The following is a 17167-nucleotide window of genomic DNA, read 5'->3' as shown; positions in this document are numbered from 1 at the left end:
AATTTCGTTTATTGGCCTGTTTTGGCAAGCCAGCCTGTTGGTAAAACTGGTCATGATGACCCTGATGGGGATGTCGGTTGTCTCTTGGGCGCTGATCTTCCAACGCTCCAAGGTCATCAAGGCGGCCAATATCGCATCGGAGCAGTTTGAGGATAGATTCTGGTCCGGGGTCGACCTTAACCGTCTCTATCAGGAGTCCTCTTCTCGCCGCGATGACATCGAAGGCATGGAGGACATCTTCTATTCCGGCTTCAAGGAGTATGCTCGCCTGCTCAAGGCCGGCGCTCGTGGTCAGGATGCGGTGATGGATGGTACCTACCGTGCTATGCGGGTATCTCTTTCCCGCGCGGTGGACGAGTTGGAGTCCAACTTGCCAGTGCTGGCGACCGTCGGCTCCATCAGCCCTTACATAGGTCTGTTTGGTACCGTATGGGGCATCATGAACGCCTTTATCGCCTTGGGTCAGGTGCAGCAGGCTACCCTGCAGATGGTGGCCCCGGGTATCGCAGAGGCGCTGATCGCCACCGCCATGGGCCTGTTCGCGGCCATTCCTGCGGTTATTTTCTATAACCGGTTTACCAACAAAGTAGAGAAGCTGGAGAACGCCTACGCCAACTTCATGGACGAGTTCACCACCATACTGAACCGTCAAATTGCACAGCAGCAGGGTGATCAGTAATGCAAACCTATCAGCGGATCCGGCGCAAGAAGGTGTGCGAGATCAACGTGGTTCCCTATATCGACGTCATGCTGGTGCTGCTTATCATCTTCATGGCGGTGACGCCCGTGATCACGCAAGGGGTCAAGGTTGACCTGCCGCAGGCGGAATCCGAGCAGTTGCCGGAAGATGCCAAGCCCCCCTTCATCGTCAGCGTCAATACCGAAGGCGAGTACGTCATCAAGGCCGGTGAGGCCGACGATGAGCCGGTGCCGAGCGGTACGCCCGAGGCGATGCAGCAATACATCACCGAGAAAGCCATGGGGTATCTGGCCATCAACCAGAATGCCCCTGTGGTGGTGGCCGGTGACAAGTCCGTGCGCTACGAAGAAGTGATCCTGCTGATGGTCGCCCTCAAAAATGCGGGCGTGCCTCAGGTTGGCCTGATGACAGATCCGGTGAACTGACGGAGATGGACGTGAAGCGTGGTATTTCCGGTTATCTCATCGCGTCGTTACTGCTGCACCTGATCATCGGCATCATTTTGCTGGTCGGGGTCGACTTCAGCAAACCGAAGCGGCCCGAGTCGAAGGGACAGATCGTCAATGCCGTCATGCTCGACGAGAACTTCCTCAACGAGCAGGCCAAGCAGATCCAGCAGCAGAAATCTCAGCCCAAGCCTCAGAAGGTAGAGAAAGAGAAGGACAAGGAAGACACGGATATCGCCAAGCGCGAGCTGGCCCAGCAGCAGGAGCGGCAGCGCATCGCCGAAACCAAGCGCAAGGAAGCCGAAGAGGCAACCCGCAAGGCAGAGGCCGAAAAACAGAAGCAGGTCGCCGAGCAGAAGCAGGCGAAAGAGAAGGCCCAGAAAGCTGAGGAAGCCCGCAAGCTGGAAGAGCAGAAAACCAAGAAGGCGGAATCTGAGCGTAAGGCGGCAGAAGCCGAGAGCAAGGCGCTGGCGCTGAAGAAGAAAAAGGAACAGGAAGAGAAGCAAGAGGCCGAACAGAAGCAGGCCAAGGCGGAGGCAGCCAAGAAAGCGGAAGCCGACAAGAAGGCCAAGCAGGAGGCTGAGAAGAAAGCCAAAGCCGAGGCGGACAAAAAAGCCAAGGCAGAGGCCGAGAAACAGGCCAAGGCTGAAGCGGACAAGAAAGCCAAGGAGGTCAAGGAAGAGGCCGCCAAGAAGGCAAAAGCTGACGCAGAGAAGAAGGCCAAGGCCGAGGCTGACAAGCAAGCCAAGATCGCGGCGGAGCGCAAGCGCAAGGCGGCTGAAGAGGCCAAACTGCAAAAAGAGATGGAAGACATGATGCAGCAGCAGCTGTCGGCTGAGGCCAATGCCCGCAGTCAGGCTGCATCTGCGCAGGCGCAGGGCGAGGTTGATAAATATGTCGCCTTGATCAAGGCAACGGTCGAGCGTTACATGATTTTGGATCCCACCATGCGGGGTAAAACATGTACTATCGGCGTACGTCTTGCCAGCACCGGCTTTGTCATATCGGTAGATAACGGCCAGGGTGACCCGGCGGTCTGCCGTTCCGGCAAAGCGGCGGTATTGAAGGCCAGTCAACTGCCAGTGCCGAAGGATCCTGCGGCATTCGAGAGGTTGAAGGAGTTCAACCTCAAGTTAGAACCTAGCATCTAAGCATGATAAAACGGGGTCAGGCAGCGTCTTGCTGAGAAAGGAATTTAACCTCTCATTTTTATTGGAACCGAGTATTTAAGCCATGATCAGAAAAGTATTTTTTGCTTTGGTTGGCTGTTTGTTGCTGGGCCAGAGTGCCCAGGCGGCCCTGGACATCGTCATCACCGGCGGTATAGATAGCGCACGTCCTATCGCCGTCGCCCCCTTCAAGTGGGAAGGGAACGGGCAACTGCCGCAGGACATCGCGGAAGTGGTTTCCAACGATCTGATGCGCAGTGGCAAGTTCAAACCGCTGGCTCGTAGCCAGATGCCGCAGACCCCGAGCTCCAGTGGCGAGATCAACTTCGCGCCCTGGGCGTCCCAAGGGGTTGAGGCTGTGGTGGTCGGTTCCATTGCTGCTGTGGGTGACGGTACCTACAAGATCAACTTCGAGCTGGTCGACGTGCTGAAGGGACAGTTGGCCAAGACCCAGGGCGGCGAGAGCAACGGTTACATCCTGGATAGCCGCATGGCGACCATTCCAGGTGCCCAGATGCGCCAGTTTGCCCACCGTATCTCTGACATCGTCTATGAGCGTCTGACGGGGGAGCGGGGTGCTTTCCTGACCCGGATCGCCTATGTCTCCATCGAGCGCGGTACTCAATTCCCGTATCAGCTGCGTATTGCCGATTACGACGGTTACAACGAGAAGACACTGTTGCGTTCTCGCGAGCCGCTAATGTCGCCATCCTGGTCGCCGGACGGTAGCAAGCTGGCGTATGTGAGCTTTGAGAACCAGAGGTCTGAAATCTATGTGCAGGATATCTACACCCAGCAGCGCAGCCTGATCTCCAGTTTTCGCGGCATCAATGGGGCACCAAAGTGGTCTCCTGACGGTCGTCGATTGGCTATTGTGTTGTCCAAAGAGGGTCAGCCTGATATCTATGTCATTGATGTTGCAAGCAAGCAGCTGACAAGAGTGACAAATACCCGTGTGATCGACACTGAACCGGCCTGGATGCCGGACGGGCAAACTTTGATTTTCACCTCTGAACGTGGTGGCAAACCCCAGATTTATAGCGTAAATTTGGCGACTGGCGTCACTCGCCGGATGACCTGGGAAGGAGAATCCAACCAGGGTGCCTCTGTCACACCGGACGGCAAGTCCATGGTGATGGTGACCCGGGTTCAGGGACAATATCGCATCGCTCGTCAAGATATGGAAAGCGGAGCAATGTTGGTATTGACTCAGAGTGCTCTGGATGAGTCGCCAAGTGTGGCTCCCAATGGCAGCATGATCATCTATGCCACCATCTATCAAGGTCGTAAGAGTCTCGCGTTGGTGTCGACTGATGGTCGCTTCAAGGCTGTGCTTCCGACCAGTAGCGGTGAAATTCGTGCACCAGCTTGGTCGCCCTTCTTGAATTGATAAAAATTCGATTGTTTTTTGTTTTGTTATAAAGGTTTAAGGAAATAGCATGCAACTCAATAAACTGCTCAAGGGTTTGGCCATCGCACTGCCACTGTTCACCCTGGCCGCTTGTAGTTCCTCTTCTGATTCCGACGCAGCTGGCGCCGAGTCAGGCATGACCGACAGCATGGGCGGTGTACAAACCGGTGGCGCAAATGGCATGTTGTCCCCGGAAGAGCAGATGCGTCAGAAGTTCGAAGCACTGCAACGCGACAACGTGATCCACTTCCCGTTTGATGGTTATGACATTCAGGGTCAGTACGCTGATCTGCTGGATGCACACGCCAGCTACCTGCGTGAGCGTCCGTCCGTCAAGGTGTTGATCGAAGGCCACGCCGATGAGCGCGGTACTCCGGAATACAACATCGCGCTGGGTGAGCGTCGTGCCAAGGCTGTCGCCAAGTATCTGCAAACCCTGGGTGTGCAGGCCGAGCAGCTGTCCATCGTCAGCTATGGCGAAGAGAAGCCGCTGGATCTGTCTCATACCGAGGAAGCCTTTGCCAAAAACCGCCGTGCGGTTCTGGTTTACTAAGGTTTGATCTGAATGACATTCGTGTCTAAGCAAGCGGCCATTTCGATGGCCGTTTTATTTGCACTAAACACTAAGGTTTATTCCGAATGAAGCTCGTGTATAAGCAAGCGACTATTGTGATGGCCGTTTTATTTGCACTGAGCGCTCAGGCGGCTGCGCCCGTGAGCGATCTCAGTGGCGGTGGTGGCGTGGCCCTTAGCGGCAACAATGGCGCCATTATGCCCACAGGCAGCCTGGAAGACAGGGTCGCCTTGCTGGAGCGCACCCTGAATGCCCGCCTGCGCCTGCAGGCCGAGTTGCAGCAACAGGTGGATTCCCTGCAAGGGGAGGTCTCCGAGCTGCGCGGCCAGCTGGAACAGCAAACCTACCAGATGGAGCAGTCGCAAGAGCGTCAGCGCCAGCTCTACCAGGAGCTCGACAAGGTAGCCAACAGTCAGCCTGCCGCTGCCCCCGCCACACCGGCGGCCGGTGCGGCCCCGGCGGCAGTGGCCAACTACTCCGCCAATCTGGATGAGAACCAGGCCTATGATGCGGCCGTGAACATGGTGCTGAAGGACAAGAACTACGACAAGGCCATTCCCGCCTTTGAAGGGTTCATCAAGCAGTACCCAAGCTCGGGCTATGTCCCGAATGCCCACTACTGGCTCGGCCAGCTGTTGTTCAACAAGGGTGACAGGACAGGTGCTGCGGCCCAGTTCTCTACCGTAGCGAACAAGTTCAGCAAGTCCCCCAAGCGGGCAGATGCCCTGCTGAAGCTGGGGATGCTGGCGCAGCTGGATGGCAAGAAGGCCGAGGCGAAAGCGTTCTACGAGCAGGTGATCAAGGGCTACCCCAACACCTCGCCGGCCCAATTGGCCAAGCAGAGTCTGAGCAAGTTGTAGCATTGCCGTATGTCACTGTTTTCGTAACAGTCTTGTAAATACGGCCCTGCTTTGTATGCGCAGTGAACAATCAGATTTAATTTAAGAATTTTCTATTGCGCCAGGATGATAAATCCGTAATATAGGCCGCCGTCAGGGCAGGTGCAGTATTGCAGCCGGTTCTGGTCGTGGTGAGGGTCGTTAGCTCAGTCGGTAGAGCAGTTGACTTTTAATCAATTGGTCGCTGGTTCGAATCCAGCACGACCCACCATTTCTCCACCAGGTGGAGACAGAATTCCCAGGTCGTTTAGCTCAGCTGGGAGAGCACCTCCCTTACAAGGAGGGGGTCACTGGTTCGATCCCAGTAACGACCACCAGTTTGTAAAAAAATGATTTAGATGGGTCGTTAGCTCAGTCGGTAGAGCAGTTGACTTTTAATCAATTGGTCGCTGGTTCGAATCCAGCACGACCCACCATCATTTCAAGAATCCCAGGTCGTTTAGCTCAGCTGGGAGAGCACCTCCCTTACAAGGAGGGGGTCACTGGTTCGATCCCAGTAACGACCACCAGTTTGTAAAAAATGATTTAGATGGGTCGTTAGCTCAGTCGGTAGAGCAGTTGACTTTTAATCAATTGGTCGCTGGTTCGAATCCAGCACGACCCACCATCATTTCAAGAATCCCAGGTCGTTTAGCTCAGCTGGGAGAGCACCTCCCTTACAAGGAGGGGGTCACTGGTTCGATCCCAGTAACGACCACCATATTTGCAGTAAAAAGTTTAAAAAATGATTTAGATGGGTCGTTAGCTCAGTCGGTAGAGCAGTTGACTTTTAATCAATTGGTCGCTGGTTCGAATCCAGCACGACCCACCATCATTTCAAGAATCCCAGGTCGTTTAGCTCAGCTGGGAGAGCACCTCCCTTACAAGGAGGGGGTCACTGGTTCGATCCCAGTAACGACCACCAGTTTGTAAAAAATGATTTAGATGGGTCGTTAGCTCAGTCGGTAGAGCAGTTGACTTTTAATCAATTGGTCGCTGGTTCGAATCCAGCACGACCCACCATCATTTCAAGAATCCCAGGTCGTTTAGCTCAGCTGGGAGAGCACCTCCCTTACAAGGAGGGGGTCACTGGTTCGATCCCAGTAACGACCACCAGTTTGTAAAAAATGATTTAGATGGGTCGTTAGCTCAGTCGGTAGAGCAGTTGACTTTTAATCAATTGGTCGCTGGTTCGAATCCAGCACGACCCACCATCATTTCAAGAATCCCAGGTCGTTTAGCTCAGCTGGGAGAGCACCTCCCTTACAAGGAGGGGGTCACTGGTTCGATCCCAGTAACGACCACCAGATCGAAAAGCCCGCAACGATGCGGGCTTTTTTTATGGCTGTTGCTCATCAGATTCTCAGACGATCCAGCTGGGTTGCCTGGGGGGTCGAGGCCTGCGCCAGCTCCTCGCTCAGGCGATGGCTGGCCCAGGGGCGGCGGCATCCCCCATGCGCATCAGGCAGGCTCTGGTTGATGGTATCGCTGACGGTACTCGGCTCCTTGGCCGCTGTGGTGACCAGGCTGATGTGAGCGTGGATCCGCTGGATCTGGGCCACCACCGGGCTGAGTGCTTCGAAGGAGTGCTCTGTGCCCTCGACCGTACTGGCCGAGCGGGTGATGCCGGTGCTCATCTACTGCTGGTTGCCCTGCACCATGCCGCCCAGCTGATCAGGAAGAGCCCCATGGTGAGCAACCGCTTGGTGTTGAGTGGGCGTTGTTTCATTCGAAAACTCCTTTTGGCAAGAATGACAACGAATCACGTGAGGGTATCTGGACACTTGCGTATCACCGGATTTGTTGATGGGTTTGTGGCCAGCTTCTGGTTATAATTTTTGCCTTTCCGAGCCTTGATGGAACAGTCGCAATGAGCAATGCACTGAGCAGTATCCCTCCGGTGGTCGAGATGGACTACCCGTTCCCGGTCAAACCGGCCCCGCTGACCGCCGAGCAGAAAACGACCCTGATCGCAGACATCAAGGCACTGCTTGAAGCGCGCCAGGCTGTGCTGGTTGCCCACTACTACACGGATCCCGAGATCCAGGCGCTGGCCGAGGCCACTGGTGGTTTCGTCGGTGATTCCCTCGAGATGGCCCGTTTTGGCCGGGATCACGCCGCCCAGACCCTGATCGTGGCCGGGGTGCGTTTCATGGGGGAGACCTCCAAGATCCTGAGCCCGCACAAGCGGGTGTTGATGCCGACCCTGGAGGCCGAGTGTTCCCTCGATCTGGGCTGCCCCAGCGATAAATTCTCGGCCTTCTGCGATGCCCACCCCGACCACATAGTGGTGGTTTATGCCAATACCTCGGCTGCGGTGAAGGCGCGGGCAGACTGGGTGGTGACCTCCAGCATTGCGCTTGAGATAGTCGAACACCTCGACAGCCAGGGTCACAAGATCATCTGGGGCCCGGACAGGCACCTCGGCGCCTATATCGAGAAGAAGACGGGCGCCCAGATGCTGCGCTGGCAGGGCCACTGCATCGTCCATGACGAGTTCAAGGCCCGAGCCCTGCGCGAGCTCAAGGAGCAGAACCCGGATGCGGCTGTGTTGGTGCATCCGGAATCTCCGGCCTCGGTCATTGAGTTGGCCGATGCGGTGGGCTCCACCAGTCAACTGATCAAGGCGGCCAAAGAACTGCCTCAGCAGAAGCTGATCGTGGCGACTGATCGCGGCATCTTCTACAAGATGCAGCAGGCTTGTCCGGACAAGGAGATGGTCGAGGCGCCGACCGGTGGCGATGGTGCCACCTGCCGCAGCTGCGCCCACTGTCCCTGGATGGCAATGAACGGTCTGGTGGCGATCAAGGAGGCGTTGACCGATGGCGCCGAGCGTCACGAGATCCTGGTGGATGAAGCCCTGCGGGTGAAGGCACTGCTCCCGCTGGATCGCATGCTCGATTTTGCCGCCGAGCTCAGGCTCAAGACTCAGGGCAACGCCTGACAAGAGTGGCATGACATGCAAAGAGGGCACCCGCGGGTGCCCTCTTTTGTTATGAGTGCCGTGAAGATCAGAGGATCACGGTAGAGAGGCTGTGCTCCTCATCCGGTGCTATGACTACGCCTGCCTCGGCCGTGATGGCTGCTTCGACGCAGAGCATGGTGCGGTAGCCGTCGTTGCTCATGTCAGCCATGGCGGTGGCGCCTTCCTGCCAGGGGGTCCAGACCACAATGCTGTCGTGGTTGCCGCTGACCACCTGAGTAGTGCGATCGCCATCCTCAACCCGGATCATGGCCTCGGGTTGGTGGTAGACCCGATCAATGGCCTCTGTGAGTGTCAGCGCACCCTGCTGCTGCGCATCCTGGCCGGTCAGCATGTCTGCGTAAGGCTCACCCAGTCCGATCACGCTGACGGCTTCCGGGGCGCCAATCTGCAGATAGGTGTGCAGGGCGGCATTGTAGGCGATGGGGGCTTTGCCCGTGTTGCGAGTCGTCAGCACCAGCGAGAGCTCCTTGCCGACCAGGACGTCCAGTTCCAACTCGAAGGGGTGGGGCCAGAGGGTACGGGTTGCGTTGTTATCACGCAGAGAGAGATGGACGAGCGTGCCATCGCCGTGATCAGAGACACCGTCCAGGGTCCAGAGGCTAGTGCGGGCGAAGCCGTGGGACGGTTTGCCGCTGCCGACACGGGCGGGGGCCGGGCCGAACCAGGGCCAGCAGATTGGAACGCCACCGCGGATGGGCTTGCTGCCGTCCAGCACGGCCTTGTCGCTGAGCCAGAGCGAGGCGGGTTCGCCGTGGCGCTGGTAGTGCAGCACCTGGGCACCAAATAGGCTGATCTCGGCCTTTGCATCGCCATTGTCGATGGAGAGCAGGGGCAGGCCAGCGGCATTATGGCTGAGGATACAGTGGGCAGTCAGAGAGCGTGTCGGTTGCATGAGGACTCCTGTGCTCGCGCACATTCAGAAGAGAGGGTCGGAAAATCCACGGTCCAGAATACAAAAAAGCGGCCAATGGCCGCCTTTTTCAAGCTACTTGATTGCGCATCCCAAATTACTTGGAGATGTGAGCGATCAGGTCCAGAACCTTGCTGGAGTAGCCCATTTCGTTGTCGTACCAGGATACAACTTTAACGAACTTGTCGTTCAGAGCGATACCGGCTTTGGCATCGAACACAGAAGTCTGACGCTCGCCCAGGAAGTCAGTGGAGACCACTTGATCTTCGGTGTAGCCCAGCACGCCCTTCATGGAACCTTCAGAGGCTGCTTTCATGGCTGCGCAGATTTCAGCGTAGGTAGCCGCTTTCTTCAGGTTGACGGTCAGGTCAACAACGGATACGTCCGGAGTCGGTACGCGGAAGGCCATGCCGGTCAGTTTGCCGTTCAGTTCCGGGATAACAACGCCAACAGCTTTGGCAGCACCAGTAGAGGACGGGATGATGTTCTGAGCCGCACCGCGGCCACCGCGCCAGTCTTTGGCAGACGGACCATCAACGGTCTTCTGGGTAGCAGTGGTAGCGTGGACAGTGGTCATCAGGCCGGATTCGATACCGAAGGTATCGTTCAGAACCTTGGCGATCGGGGCCAGGCAGTTGGTGGTGCAGGAAGCGTTGGAAACGATGTCCTGACCAGCGTAGGTCGCGTCGTTAACACCCATGACGAACATAGGGGTAGCGTCTTTGGACGGGCCAGTCAGAACAACTTTCTTGGCGCCGGCAGCGATGTGCTTGCGAGCAGTCGCGTCGTCCAGGAACAGACCGGTGGCTTCGGCAACAACGTCAACACCGATGGCATCCCACTTCAGGTTTGCCGGGTCACGTTCAGCGGTAACACGTACGGTTTTGCCGTTGACAACCAGGTTGCCGTCTTTGACTTCAACGGTGCCCTTGAAGCGGCCGTGAGTGGAGTCGTACTTCAGCATGTAAGCCATGTAGTCAACGTCGATCAGGTCGTTGATACCAACCACTTCGATGTCAGTACGCTCAGCGGCCAGACGGAAGACGAAACGGCCGATGCGGCCAAAACCGTTAATACCTACTTTGATAGTCATATTTGGTTACCTAACTGTTCAGTAGTCAAAGAAAATTCCGTTTGTAAATTTACTAGAACTCCCCCATGAGTCAACCAACATTCTGTCTGAAATTGCGCTAAATCATGAAAAACTGTGAAATTTATTTTCGGTTTATGTAACTGACTACCAACTTTTGTCGAAAATGTCATCGGTTGGTTCGCGTCACAGAGATCAACAATAGTGCCTGTTCGGTCACACAACCAGCTAGGCAGATGTGTAAAAATGTGCGCGGTTCAGCATGGCCAAAGAGCCATTGTTCAAGTACCACCCATAAAAAATTAATCAAAATAGTATAGATAGAATCCACAGCGGGAATTCTCAAACTATGACCACCCTGATTGAACATCTGGCTGCCGCCAAAGGCATTGCCAGTGAGTATGTTGACGCCTGGGGCCACTCGGCCCAGGTATCCGAAGAGAGCAAGGCCGCCATGCTGGGCGCAATGGGTTATCGCGTCGATGACGAAGTAGCCCTGACGCAGCAGCTGGAGCAGGAGCATCGTCAGCATTGGCTGCGCGCGCTGGATCCCGTGATGGTAGTTCGCAGCGGTGAGCCCATTACCCTCGACGTACGTTTGCCCATCGATTTCGTCAATGACGCCCTCAGCTGGCAGCTAGCGCTGGAACAGGGGACTGTGTTGTCCGGCCAAATCACCCCCATCGAGGGTGAGCTGGTAGGCGTCGCAGAATTCGAAGAGATGGAGTGCCAGGCCTATCGCGTGGCGTTGAATGTGCAGCCTGAACTGGGTTATCACCAGCTGACCCTGCTGGAGGAGGGCAACGATGAGCCGCTCGCCAGCATGCGTCTCATCGTCGCGCCCAAATCCTGTTACAAGCAGGCTCCCATCGCCGATGGCCGCAAAGTGTGGGGCCCGAGCGTGCAGCTCTACTGCCTGCGCAGCCGCCACAACTGGGGCATAGGCGATTTCAGCGATCTCGGCCAGCTGGTCGAGAAAGCCGCAGCCTGGGGAGCCCACTTCGTCGGCCTGAACCCCATTCATGCCCTCTATCCTGCCAACCCTGAGAGTGCCAGCCCTTACAGCCCCTCGTCCCGTCGCTGGCTCAATGTGGCCTACATCAACGTGGAGGTAGTGCCCGAGTTTTTGGCCAACGATCATCTCAAGGCTGAGGTAGCCAACCCGGCGTTCCAGCAGCACCTAAGTGAGCTGCGCGCCAAGAGCAACGTGGATTACACCGGCGTCATCGAGACCAAGATCGGTATGCTGCGTCAGGTGTTCGACCAGGCCAGTTTCAGTGCCGAGCGCCAGGCCAACTTCGATGCCTTCGTGGCTGCCGGTGGCGACAGCCTGCAACAGCAGGCGGCCTTTGATGCCCTGCAGGCCTACTTCTATGGCAAGGGCGAAAATGCCTGGGGCTGGCCGGTATGGCCCGATGCGTACCGCGATTACCACAACCCCGAGGTGGCCACCTGGGTCGCCGCGCACCAGCAGGACGTGAACTTCTATCTCTACCTGCAGTTCCTGGCCGATGAGCAGTTGGCGCACGCCGATGCCCGCGCCAAGGCCGCCGGTATGGTGATGGGGATCTATCGGGATCTGGCGGTCGGGGTCTCTGAAGGCTCCACCGAGATCTGGGCCAACCGGGATCTCTACTGCCCGAAAGCCTCGGTCGGGGCGCCACCCGATATCCTGGGTCCCCTCGGCCAAAACTGGGGCCTGCCCCCCATGAACCCGAATCAGCTGTTCGAGGCGGGCTATCAGCCCATGGTGGATCTGTTCCGCGCCAACATGCGCTCCTGCGGCGCGCTGCGCATCGATCACGTGATGGCCTTGCTGCGCCTGTGGTGGGTGCCGCCCGGAGAGTCCGCCGCCAAGGGGGCCTACATCTACTATCCGGTCAACGATCTGTTGGGGATCCTGGCGCTCGAATCCCACCGCAATCAGTGCCTGCTGATTGGTGAAGATTTGGGCACTGTGCCCGAAGGCATAGACGTCACGCTCAAAGAGAACGGCGTTCACTCTTACAAGGTGTTCTTCTTCGAGCGATCCAAGGCCGATGGGGGCTTCATTTCCCCTGCTCACTACACCGAGCAGGCGATGTCGGCCCTGACCACTCACGACATGCCGACCCTCAAGGGCTTCTGGCATTGCGACGATCTGGCGCTGGGCCGCGAGCTGAAATTGTATCCGGATGAAGACGTGCTCAAGACCCTGTATGCTGATCGCCATCAGGCAAAACAGCGGATCCTCGACAGCCTGCATGCTCATGGCGTCATCTCTGACAGCGTCAGTCAAGACGTGAACTGGGTCGGCATGAACACCGAACTCAACCACGGTCTGCAGATCCACATGTCCCGCGGCAGCTGCGCCCTGTTCAGTACCCAGCTGGAAGACTGGTTGGAGATGGACAAACCGGTCAACGTACCGGGTACCAGTTATCAATACCCCAACTGGCGCCGCAAGCTCTCCACTGACCTGGAAGATATTTTTGCCAATGAGGCACTCAAGGCACTGGCTGGCAAGATGAGCCAAGCCCGTGATGAGGCCAGTCGTTGAGACGCTGTCTCCCACAGCGCACTCACCTCAATCCACTCCGGCCCCGGCCGGAGTGGATGCTCTGTCATGAAAGGAAATCTCGATGCTCGTTGAACGTTTGGTTGCTGCCCGCTGTTCCGATCCCTTCTCTCATTTAGGCCTGCAGGCCAATCCGGATGGGCCCGGCCTCAAACTGACCGCCTGGTTGCCTGATGCCCTCGAAGTTCGCGTCAAGGATCTCAAGTCGGGCAAAGTTGTTGCCACCCTGGCGCCCACCGATGAATCGGGTCTTTTTGAAACTGTTTTCACCCGCCGCAAAAACACCTTCCCCTACCAGCTGCTCGCCAGCTACCAAGATGCCACCACCGAGGTCATCGACCCCTATCAGTTTCAGGATGCCGCCTGGGCAGGCCTGGCCGAACTGACCGCCCAGCCGGAAAACCTCTACCACACCCTTGGCGCCCAACTGCGCACCGTGGAGCATCTCGGTCAACAGGTAGAAGGGGTGCGTTTTGCGGTCTATGCACCGAGCGCCACCGCCGTGAGCCTCATCGGCGATTTCAACTTCTGGGATGGCCGTCGCCACCCGATGCAGCGCAGCCTGTGCGGCCACTGGGTACTGTTTGTGCCGGGCCTCAAGGCGGGGGATCGCTACAAGTTCGAGCTCAAAGACCCCATGGGCAACCGGCTGCCCCACAAGAGCGACCCGGTCGGCTTCTACTGCGAACAGTATCCGTCGTTCGCTTCCGTGGTCTATGACCACGCCCAATACCAGTGGCAGGATGCCGAGTGGATCGCCAGTCAGCACAACGACAAGCGCGAGCAGCCGCTCTCCATCTATGAGCTGCATGTCGGCTCCTGGAAACGCCACCCCAACGGCGACAGCCTGAGCTGGCGCGAGCTGGCAGTGGAGCTGGTCGCCTACGTCAAGGAGATGGAGTACACCCACATCGAGCTGCTGCCGGTCTCCGAGCACCCCTTCAGCGGCTCCTGGGGCTACCAGCCGGTAGGCATGTTCTCCCCCACCAGCCGTTACGGCACCGCTGATGATTTCAAATACTTCGTCGACCAGTGCCACCAGGCAGGCATCGGCATCATTCTGGACTGGGTACCCGCCCACTTCCCGTCCGATGCCCACGGTCTGGCCCGCTTCGACGGCACCCCGCTCTACGAATATGAAGATCCGCGCCGTGGCTGGCACCCGGACTGGAACTCCTACATCTACGACTTCGGCCGCGACACCGTGCGCCAGTTCCTGGTGGCGAGCGCCCTGTTCTGGCTCGACAAGTTCCACATCGACGGCCTGCGGGTGGATGCGGTCGCCTCCATGCTCTATCTGGACTATTCGCGCAACGCCGGTGAGTGGGTACCGAACGTCGATGGCGGCAACCACAACTACGAGGCGATAAGCCTGCTGAAATGGACCAACGAAGAGGTCTACGGCAAGTATCCCCACGCCATGACCATAGCCGAAGAGTCCACCGCTTTTGCCGGTGTCTCCCGTCCTACCTTCCTCGGCGGTCTCGGTTTTGGCTTCAAGTGGAATATGGGCTGGATGCACGACACCCTCACCTATATGCAGAAAGAGCCTATTCACCGTCGCTACCACCACAACGACATGACCTTCTCGATGGTTTACCACTATGACGAGAACTTCATCCTGTCGCTCTCCCACGACGAGGTTGTGCACGGCAAGCACTCCATGCTCTACAAGATGCCCGGTGACGAGTGGCAGCAAGCGGCCAACCTGCGCGCCTACATGGGCTTCATGTATGCCCACCCGGGCAAGAAGCTCAACTTCATGGGCACCGAGATCGCCCAGAGCAACGAGTGGAACCACGATGCCCAGCTGCCGTGGCACCTGCTGCAATATCCCAAGCATGCCGGTCAGCAGCGCCTGATCCACGATCTCAACCACCTCTATCGTCATGAGCCTGCCTTGTATCAGGCCGATTATGAGCAGACCGGCTTCCGCTGGCTGGATCACAACGATGCCGACAACAGCATCTTTGCCTGGCTGCGGGCCGACAAAGAGGGCAAGCAGGCCATAGTAGTAGCGGCCAACTTCACCCCGGTGCCCCGTCTCGAATATCGGGTCGGTGTCCCTGCGGCGGGCCACTATCGGGTGGTGCTCAACACCGACAGCGAGTATTACTGGGGCAGTAACTATGATGTAGGTCTGGTGTTCGCTGCCGAGCCGACCCCCTGGCAGGGGATGGCGCACAGCATAGTGCTGGATCTGCCGCCGCTGGCGACCTTGTTCATCAAACAGGAGTCTTGATGCTTGTAATGGAAAAAGGGGTGGGCCACCCGCTGGGGGCCCGCCTTGACGAGAACGGTTGCCACTTCTGCGTCTGGGCCCCCCAGTCGGACAAGGTGGAGCTCTGCCTGTACGACGAGCAGGAGCAGGAGTTGATGCGGCTGGAACTGCCCGGCTGCCGTGGCCAGTATCGCTTTGGCTACGTGCGCGGCGTACAGGCCGGTCAACGCTATGGCTATCGGGTCTATGGCCCCCCGCAGGAGGGGATGCTGTTCGATCCGCAAAAACTGCTGATCGACCCCTACGCCAGGGCGCTCAGTCGTCCCACCTACTGGGATGAGGCCCTCTATCAGGGTGACAGTGCCGACATGATTGCCAAGTCGGTGGTGGTGGATGACAGCTTTGACTGGCAAGGGGTTGGCAAACCCGGGATCAGCCCGGCCCGCACCATCCTCTACGAGACCCACGTCAAGGGCTTTACCAAGCAGCACCCAGGGATCCCCAAAGCGTTGCAGGGCACCTACCTTGGCATCTGTCACCCGCTGGTTATCGAGCACATGAAGAGCCTCGCCATCACCTCGGTGCAGCTGATGCCGGTGGCGGCTTTTATGTCGGAACCCCGACTGGAGCAGTTGGGGCTGACCAACTACTGGGGCTACAACCCCATCGCCTTCTTCGCCCCGGAGCCGCGCTACAGCACCAAGGCAGACGAGGCGGTGACCGAGTTCAAGACCATGGTGCGCGAGCTGCACCGGGCCGGGCTCGAGGTAATTCTGGATGTGGTCTACAACCACACCGCCGCCTCTGGCTTCGATGGCCCCACCCTCTCGTTCAAGGGCTTTGACAACGCCGGTTACTACGCCTTCGAAGCGGGCCCCCACGGCCCGGACTACACCCGTCACGCCAACGTGACCGGCTGTGGCAACAGCGTCAATCTGGATCACCCCAACACCCTGCGGCTGGTGCTCGATGCCCTGCGCTACTGGGTCACCGAGATGCAGGTGGACGGCTTCCGCTTCGATCTGGCGGTGACGCTGGCGCGGGAGGCAGGGGAGTTCGACCCCATGGGTGCCTTCTTCAAGGCGGTGATGGCCGACCCCGTGCTGTCACAGGTCAAGCTCATCGCCGAACCCTGGGATATCGGCCCCTTCGGCTATCGGCTGGGTCAGTTCCCGAGCCAGTGGCAGGAGATCAACGACCGCTACCGCGACACGGTGCGCTCCTTCTGGCGGGGCGATGCGGGCAAGATGGGGGACTTTGCCACCCGTCTGGTGGGTTCGCGGGATATCTTCCCGAAAAACTGGCGATCCCCCCACACCAGCGTCAACTACCTCTGCTATCACGACGGCTTTACCCTGGAGGATCTGGTCTCCTACAACCAGCGCCACAATCAGGCCAACGGTGAAGACAATCGGGATGGTCACGGCAACAACCTCTCCTATAACCACGGGGTAGAGGGGCCGACCCTGGATCCGCGGGTCAACAGCCTGCGCCAGCAACAGAAACGCAATCTGATTGCCACCCTGCTGCTCTCCCAGGGCACCCCCCACTTCCTCGCTGGCGACGAGATGGGGCGCAGTCAGCTTGGCAACAACAACGCCTACTGTCAGGACAACCAGATCAGCTGGGTCAACTGGCAGTGGCGGCCGGAGGACGAGCGGCTGTTCGCCTTCACCCAGCAGATGATGGCGCTGCGGGCGGAGTCCTGCGTCTTCTCCAACCTGCAACTGAGCGACGACAGCTGGAACGGCGCCGCCACCAGCTGCCATCAGGTCAACTGGTATCACCCGGATGGCCACCAGCTCACCGATCAGGATTGGCACGCCCCCATGGGGCAGGCGTTTGCCATGGATATCGGCATGATCGACTGTGTCGGCGAGCGCTGGTACGTGCTGTTCAACGCCAGCGACTACGACATCCAGTTCCGCCTGCCGCCGCCGGGGGAAGGGCTGGAGTGGATCCAGACCATCGACACCGCCACCAACGATGGCCTCCCCTTCCTGCCCGATGACATCAAGCGGCAAGTGGCGGTCGGCCGCGCCCACTCCCTCAAGCTGCTGGAGCGGGTGGCACTGGCCAGCACGGCGGAAGATGCCCAGCCACCGCTGCAGGAAATTATCCCTGCATCCGGTGAGGAGCTGGCTGCCACCTCGATCACAGATGCGGGCAAAGCGTAAGACGCATGCTGGAGTCAGCTTTACGGAGCCGCTATGCTGGGCGCTGGT

The 17167-nt window shown here is 58.2% G+C and carries 13 protein-coding genes and 12 tRNA genes; 22 read left to right on the top strand and 3 right to left on the bottom strand.

The features are described from left to right. Position 1: 1 nt before the first annotated feature. The 18 genes from tolQ (at position 2) to WJM78_RS17365 (ending at position 6485) form a co-directional block, all read left to right on the top strand. Positions 2–679 (top strand): protein TolQ, encoded by a 678-nt coding sequence (tolQ, locus tag WJM78_RS17450; protein ID WP_212512812.1) that lies wholly within the window; start codon positions 2–4, stop codon positions 677–679. Beyond that, a complete protein-coding gene (tolR, locus tag WJM78_RS17445) occupies positions 679–1125 on the top strand; it encodes a protein TolR (protein ID WP_042036135.1) in 447 nt (148 codons plus the stop codon). The genes tolQ and tolR overlap by 1 nt, the downstream gene beginning before the upstream one ends. Positions 1126–1130: 5 nt before the next feature. Then, positions 1131–2297 (top strand): cell envelope integrity protein TolA, encoded by a 1167-nt coding sequence (gene tolA, locus WJM78_RS17440; protein ID WP_339010823.1) that lies wholly within the window; start codon positions 1131–1133, stop codon positions 2295–2297. A gap of 82 nt (positions 2298–2379) precedes the next feature. Beyond that, entirely contained in the window at positions 2380–3705 is a 1326-nt protein-coding gene (gene tolB / locus WJM78_RS17435) for a Tol-Pal system beta propeller repeat protein TolB (RefSeq protein ID WP_339010822.1), read from the top strand. 49 nt (positions 3706–3754) lie between these two features. Further along, positions 3755–4279 (top strand): peptidoglycan-associated lipoprotein Pal, encoded by a 525-nt coding sequence (gene pal / locus WJM78_RS17430; RefSeq protein ID WP_339010820.1) that lies wholly within the window; start codon positions 3755–3757, stop codon positions 4277–4279. Positions 4280–4365: 86 nt separating this feature from the next. Beyond that, the gene (gene ybgF, locus WJM78_RS17425) at positions 4366–5160 is read left to right on the top strand and encodes a tol-pal system protein YbgF (RefSeq protein ID WP_339010818.1); all 795 of its coding nucleotides are present in this window, start codon (positions 4366–4368) and stop codon (positions 5158–5160) included. A gap of 174 nt (positions 5161–5334) precedes the next feature. After that, a tRNA-Lys gene (locus WJM78_RS17420) sits at positions 5335–5410 on the top strand. A gap of 30 nt (positions 5411–5440) precedes the next feature. Next, positions 5441–5516, top strand: a tRNA-Val gene (locus tag WJM78_RS17415). Positions 5517–5539: 23 nt separating this feature from the next. Then, positions 5540–5615: transfer RNA gene (locus WJM78_RS17410), tRNA-Lys, on the top strand. 17 nt (positions 5616–5632) lie between these two features. Continuing rightward, positions 5633–5708, top strand: a tRNA-Val gene (locus WJM78_RS17405). 22 nt (positions 5709–5730) lie between these two features. Continuing rightward, positions 5731–5806: transfer RNA gene (locus tag WJM78_RS17400), tRNA-Lys, on the top strand. A 17-nt stretch (positions 5807–5823) separates the two neighbouring features. Continuing rightward, positions 5824–5899, top strand: a tRNA-Val gene (locus WJM78_RS17395). A 35-nt stretch (positions 5900–5934) separates the two neighbouring features. Next, positions 5935–6010, top strand: a tRNA-Lys gene (locus WJM78_RS17390). Positions 6011–6027: 17 nt separating this feature from the next. Continuing rightward, positions 6028–6103, top strand: a tRNA-Val gene (locus WJM78_RS17385). A 22-nt stretch (positions 6104–6125) separates the two neighbouring features. Next, positions 6126–6201 (top strand) — tRNA-Lys (locus WJM78_RS17380). 17 nt (positions 6202–6218) lie between these two features. Further along, positions 6219–6294, top strand: a tRNA-Val gene (locus WJM78_RS17375). Positions 6295–6316: 22 nt separating this feature from the next. Continuing rightward, positions 6317–6392 (top strand) — tRNA-Lys (locus WJM78_RS17370). Positions 6393–6409: 17 nt separating this feature from the next. After that, positions 6410–6485: transfer RNA gene (locus WJM78_RS17365), tRNA-Val, on the top strand. A gap of 48 nt (positions 6486–6533) precedes the next feature. Here the strand turns inward: WJM78_RS17365 and WJM78_RS17360 are convergent. Continuing rightward, positions 6534–6815 carry a hypothetical protein gene (locus WJM78_RS17360; RefSeq protein WP_339010816.1) on the bottom strand — a complete coding sequence of 94 codons (282 nt, stop codon included), beginning with the start codon at positions 6813–6815 and terminating at the stop codon, positions 6534–6536. Positions 6816–7048: 233 nt separating this feature from the next. On the opposite strand from WJM78_RS17360, the gene nadA reads away from it, so the two are divergent. Continuing rightward, entirely contained in the window at positions 7049–8122 is a 1074-nt protein-coding gene (nadA, locus tag WJM78_RS17355; protein WP_212512777.1) for a quinolinate synthase NadA, read from the top strand. Positions 8123–8189: 67 nt separating this feature from the next. On the opposite strand, the gene WJM78_RS17350 is transcribed toward nadA, so the two are convergent. After that, on the bottom strand, positions 8190–9056 hold the full coding sequence (locus WJM78_RS17350) for a D-hexose-6-phosphate mutarotase (protein WP_042038564.1): 867 nt from the start codon (positions 9054–9056) through the stop codon (positions 8190–8192). Between the two features lie 115 nt (positions 9057–9171). Continuing rightward, on the bottom strand, positions 9172–10167 hold the full coding sequence (gap, locus tag WJM78_RS17345) for a type I glyceraldehyde-3-phosphate dehydrogenase (protein WP_042038563.1): 996 nt from the start codon (positions 10165–10167) through the stop codon (positions 9172–9174). A 346-nt stretch (positions 10168–10513) separates the two neighbouring features. Between gap and malQ the strand changes: the two genes are divergently transcribed. The 3 genes from malQ (at position 10514) to glgX (ending at position 17119) form a co-directional block, all read left to right on the top strand. Beyond that, on the top strand, positions 10514–12703 hold the full coding sequence (malQ, locus tag WJM78_RS17340; protein WP_339010813.1) for a 4-alpha-glucanotransferase: 2190 nt from the start codon (positions 10514–10516) through the stop codon (positions 12701–12703). A gap of 82 nt (positions 12704–12785) precedes the next feature. After that, the gene (gene glgB, locus WJM78_RS17335) at positions 12786–14963 is read left to right on the top strand and encodes a 1,4-alpha-glucan branching protein GlgB (protein WP_339010812.1); all 2178 of its coding nucleotides are present in this window, start codon (positions 12786–12788) and stop codon (positions 14961–14963) included. Continuing rightward, positions 14963–17119 carry a glycogen debranching protein GlgX gene (glgX, locus tag WJM78_RS17330; protein WP_339010811.1) on the top strand — a complete coding sequence of 719 codons (2157 nt, stop codon included), beginning with the start codon at positions 14963–14965 and terminating at the stop codon, positions 17117–17119. The genes glgB and glgX overlap by 1 nt, the downstream gene beginning before the upstream one ends. Positions 17120–17167 lie beyond the last annotated feature (48 nt).

This window comes from Aeromonas popoffii (assembly GCF_037818705.1).
GTDB lineage: Bacteria > Pseudomonadota > Gammaproteobacteria > Enterobacterales > Aeromonadaceae > Aeromonas > Aeromonas popoffii.
This window is presented reverse-complemented; position numbering and strand designations above follow the sequence as displayed.